General features: G+C 55.4%; 5 protein-coding genes. All 5 read left to right on the plus strand.

From position 1 onward, the window contains the following. The first annotated feature begins 141 nt into the window (after nucleotides 1–141). On the plus strand, nucleotides 142–1,398 hold the full coding sequence (locus tag L693_RS0117285) for a bifunctional cobalt-precorrin-7 (C(5))-methyltransferase/cobalt-precorrin-6B (C(15))-methyltransferase (RefSeq protein WP_025718594.1): 1,257 nt from the start codon (nucleotides 142–144) through the stop codon (nucleotides 1,396–1,398). A gap of 31 nt (nucleotides 1,399–1,429) precedes the next feature. Next, nucleotides 1,430–2,146, plus strand: coding sequence for a precorrin-2 C(20)-methyltransferase (gene cobI, locus L693_RS0117290; RefSeq protein WP_025718595.1), 717 nt, complete (start codon nucleotides 1,430–1,432; stop codon nucleotides 2,144–2,146). Next, nucleotides 2,143–2,937 (plus strand): precorrin-4 C(11)-methyltransferase, encoded by a 795-nt coding sequence (gene cobM / locus L693_RS0117295; protein WP_025718597.1) that lies wholly within the window; start codon nucleotides 2,143–2,145, stop codon nucleotides 2,935–2,937. The genes cobI and cobM overlap by 4 nt, the downstream gene beginning before the upstream one ends. After that, nucleotides 2,930–4,018, plus strand: a complete 1,089-nt coding sequence (locus L693_RS0117300) for a cobalt-precorrin 5A hydrolase (RefSeq protein ID WP_025718599.1) — start codon at nucleotides 2,930–2,932, stop codon at nucleotides 4,016–4,018. The genes cobM and L693_RS0117300 overlap by 8 nt, the downstream gene beginning before the upstream one ends. Then, nucleotides 4,011–4,763, plus strand: a 753-nt coding sequence (locus L693_RS0117305; RefSeq protein ID WP_025718601.1) for a cobyrinate a,c-diamide synthase, incomplete at its 3' end; no start/stop codon positions are given. The genes L693_RS0117300 and L693_RS0117305, both read left to right, overlap by 8 nt.

Raw genomic sequence — 4,763 nt, forward strand, 5'->3', positions numbered from 1 at the left:
CCGAGGCTAATGCACTGAGCTTTTTTGGAAGGCTGTGCACCTATGGATGTCAGCATTGTCTGGAGCATGCAGGCGGTGGAATCGTCGTAGAAATGGTACTGATAACGCTGAAAGGAAACGTGCTGGGGAGGGCGAGAGTCGGTGAGTAGAGTGATTCGTGTTATTGGCATCGGTGAAAATGGAGCGGCAGGTTTGTCACAGGAGACGCTGGAGCGAATTGAGCGTGCGGACCTGCTGGTTGGCGGAGAGCGCCAGTTGGCCTTTTTCAAGGAAGCCGCAGGGGAAAAACGAACATTAAAGAGCGGTTTATCCGCCGTGGTGGAAGAATTGGGACGTTTGCGCGAGGACAAGAATATTGTCGTGCTCGCGTCAGGCGATCCGCTTTTTTTTGGCATCGCAGGGTATTTATCCGCCAAGCTGGGAGCTGAGCATCTGGATATTTTGCCGCATCTTAGCTCGGTTCAGCTTGCTTTTGCTCGTCTGGGTGAAAGCTGGCAGGATGCGGTGCTGGAAAGCGTACATGGTCGTCCAATGACCGGACTGGCTCAGCGGATCGACGGACAGAATAAGGTCGCCTTATTGACAGATGACCGAAATCATCCCGCCGCAGTCGCCGCTTATTTGCTGCATTACGGCATGACCGAATACGATGCCTTTGTCGGTGAGCATTTGGGCGGACCGGACGAGACGTATCGGCATTATACGCTGAAAGAGATGGCAGAGGGAACGTTCCAACCACTGAACGTGGTTATTTTGCGCCGCCGTAAGGGTGAAGACGTGCCTGCAATTCGACGGGGATTTGGCTTCGAGGATGCAGAATTTCACCAGCGCAAGCCGGAAAAAGGGCTGATCACGAAGCGCGAAGTGCGCGTATTCAGCTTGTCCGAGCTGCGTCTGACCGAGCGAAGCATCGTGTGGGACATCGGCGCAGGCTCTGGCTCTGTGGCTGTGGAATGCGCGCGACTGGCCAAGTACGGGCAAGTATTTGCCATTGAGAAGAATGAAGGCGATCTGGTCAATGTGGAAGCGAACAAGATCAAATTCCGCACCGACTTTCCGGTTATCCATGCCAAAGCGCCTGCCGGACTGGACGAGCTGCCAGACCCGGATGCGGTGTTTATCGGCGGAAGCGGGGGAGAGCTTGCCGAGCTGATTCGGCTGTGCGCTTCCCGTCTGCGTGCGGATGGACGAATTGTAGTCAATGCCGCCACCATTGAGACGCTGCATGATGGGATGAAGGCGATGCAGGCAGCAGGGCTGGAGACTTCGGTAACACTGCTGCAAACGGCACGCAGCAAGCCGATTTTGAATATGACGCGTTTTGAAGGGTTGAATCCAATCTATGTCATTACAGGGCGGACTTCAGTGGACGCGGTTGACGAGGCAGCAGGGGAGTAAATTGGTAAATCAAGAGGGGGAGAGAGACAGCATGAATACGGCGGCAACAGGAACACTTTACGGCGTAGGCGTGGGGCCGGGTGATCCCGAGCTGATTACAGTCAAGGCGTACCGCATGATTCAGGAATGTGCAGTGGTGGCTTATCCAAAGAAACGCCGGGGAGGCAAATCGTATGCCCATGAGATTGTGGAGCTGTACGTAAACTCGGAGGAAAAAGAGATGCTGGGGCTGATTTTTCCAATGACCAAGGACCCGGCAGTCCTGGAGCGCGAGTGGAACAAGACGGTGCTTGCTTGCTGGGAAGCGCTTCGCCATGGCAAGGATGTAGCCTTTGTCACAGAAGGAGACCCCAATCTGTACAGTACCTTTATTCATTTGGCACGTCTGATGAAGGATCTCCATCCAGAGGTGCCGATTGTATCTATTCCGGGGATTTCGTCCGTGTTGGGCGCGGCGGCAGCGCTGGAATTGCCCTTGGCAGACGGAGATCAGCAGGTCGGTATTATTCCGGCTACGGAGGATAGGGAAGCGATGAAGCGGGCGATTGAAAATCACGACACAGTTGTATTTATCAAGGTTGCCAAGGTACTGGATTTGATTTTGGATGTGCTGGATGAGCTGAAGCTTGGGGATCATGCGTCTGTGATCAGCAAGGTCACTTCCCCATATGAAATGGTATGGCGCAACGCACGTGAGCTGCGCGGGCAGGAGCTTGAATATTTAAGTTTAATGGTGGTGAGCAAATGACGTTGGAGCCAAAAGTATATATCGTAGGAGCAGGTCCCGGCGATCCGGAGCTGATTACTGTAAAAGGCTCCCGGATTTTACGCACAGCCGATGTTGTATTGTATACGGATTCACTTGTGAACGACGAGCTGATTGCCACGGCTAAGCCAGAGGCGGAGGTACTGCAAAGCTCAGGCATGGATCTGGAGCGACAGGTCGAGATTATGAGCGAGGCCGTGCAGGCTGGACGCAGTGTAGCCCGTGTACATACGGGTGATCCGGCAGTGTATGGTGCGATTTTGGAGCAAATGGTACTGCTGAAGCAGCGTGGAGTAGCCTACGAAATCATACCGGGTGTCAGCTCGGTCTTTGCTTCTGCGGCTGTGCTGGGCGCGGAGCTAACCGTGCCTGACCTGACGCAGACGGTTATTCTGACGCGTGCCGAAGGCCGCACACCTGTACCGGATCGGGAAAAGCTGCGTGACCTGGCATCCCATCACTGTACAGTGGCCCTGTTCCTCAGCGCAACGCTGGCGAAAAAGGTGGTCGTTGAGTTCCTGGCGGCAGGCTGGAGCGAGGATACACCAGTAGCGGTAGTGCAGCGTGCAACCTGGCCAGATCAAAAGATTGTACGCACGACGCTCGCCCAATTGCCGGCCGATCTGCGTGCTGCGGGCATCACGATGCATGCCATGATTTTGGCAGGCTGGGCGCTCGACCCGGGGCTGGTGGATAAGGACGCGCATCGTTCCAAGCTGTATGATAAGTCGTTCACCCATGGCTACCGGAAGGGAGTGAAGCCCGGTGAGTAATCCATTTGCCGCTGTGGCGATCACGAAGCATGGGGTCGAAATGGTACGTAATCTGGGGGCCAGCTTTCCGGGCACAGATGTATATTACATGTCCAAGTTTGAACGGGGGGACGAGCCGGAGCGCGGCATTCAATTGTTCGAAGGCTCTGTCAAGCTGATTTTGCCGGATTTATTTAAGCAATATAACGGTATTATTTTATTTATTTCCCTTGGTGCAGTGGTGCGCATGATTGCGCCAATTTTGGTGGATAAAAAGGTAGATCCGGCCGTAGTCGTCATTGATGATCGCGGGGAGCATGTCATTAGCGTATTGTCCGGCCACTTGGGCGGTGCCAATGAGTTGACCCGCCATGTCGCCGCTGTGCTGGGTGCACGTGCAGTGATTACAACAGCATCGGATGTGCAGGGGACAATTCCGGTCGACATGTTTGGTCGGGAATTGGGCTGGGTGGTCGATAGCTTCGACAAGGCCACTCCAGTGAGCGCGGCTGTTGTGAACGAGGAGCCCGTTGCACTCATACAAGAGACAGGTGAACAGAACTGGTGGCGTTTTGACAAGCCTGTGCCTGCGCATATCAAGGTATACCCTTCGATGGCAGAAGCATCACGAGAGCCCTTTAACGCCGCGCTGGTCGTTAGTGACCGTTTGCTGGAGCCGGAAGAAGAGGAGCGTTTCCTTTCTAACGGTGTGCTGTACCGTCCCAAAAGTCTGGTGTTTGGCATTGGCTGCAACCGAGGCACGGCTTTGGAGGAGCTGGAGGCTGGCGTGCTGGACACCCTGCAAGAGCTGCGCTTGTCCGTAAAAAGCGTGCGGAATTTAGCTACTATTGATCTGAAAAAGGATGAAGAGGGCTTGCTTGCCCTCTGCGCCAAATACGGCTGGGAGCTGGTGACGTACACCCCGTCAGAGCTGAACACCGTACAGCTTCCCCATCCATCGGACACTGTCTTCAAATACACTGGCGCATACGGAGTCAGCGAGCCTGCGGCCCTGTTGTCTTCCGGTGCGAAGCATTGGCTGCTGGAGAAGAAAAAAAGCGGCAATATGACGCTGTCTGTAGCGCGGGTTTCCTATGACTGACGTTAAGAAGCAGAACGTGCAGCCTGTTCCGTATGCTGCAGCACGCAGAAGCCGTATTGTTGTTGCCGGTACGGGTAGCGGTGCCGGGAAAACGACTGTCACTCTCGGGCTGATGAAGGCATTCGCCGATAGCGGCCTGCGAGTGCAGGGCTTTAAGTGCGGGCCGGATTATATTGATCCGACCTATCATACGGCCACGACCGGAACGCCTTCCCGTAATCTCGATTCCTGGATGACCTCACCGGATACGGTGCGTGAAACCTTTATCCGCGCTTCCGAAGGTGCGGATATTTCCGTGATAGAAGGCGTCATGGGACTGTATGACGGCAAGGACCCGCTCAGCAATATCGGGTCGACTGCCGAAATCGCCATGCTGACGGATAGCCCTGTATTGCTGGTCGTCGACGTGCGCAGCATGGCACGCAGCGCAGCCGCTATTGTGCTCGGCTTCCAGCGACTGGAGCCGAAGCTGTGCATTGCGGGCGTGATCGTGAATCGCTGCGGAAGTCAAGGACATTACAGCATCGTCAAGAAGGCAATTGAGCAGGAGTGCGGTATCCCCGTGCTCGGCTGGTTAAAGCGCGATGACGGGCTGGACATACCCGAGCGTCATTTGGGTCTGGTGCCTGCTGTGGAACGCGGCGAGCTGGAGCCGCTATTCCAACGGGCGGCAGAGCTGATCCGCGCGGGTACGGATCTGGAGGCATTGCGGGCATTGGCGGATTCGGCTCCGCCGTTGTCTCTG

The organism is Paenibacillus sp. 1-18 (genome assembly GCF_000520755.1).
In the GTDB taxonomy this organism is placed as follows: domain Bacteria; phylum Bacillota; class Bacilli; order Paenibacillales; family Paenibacillaceae; genus Paenibacillus; species Paenibacillus brasilensis.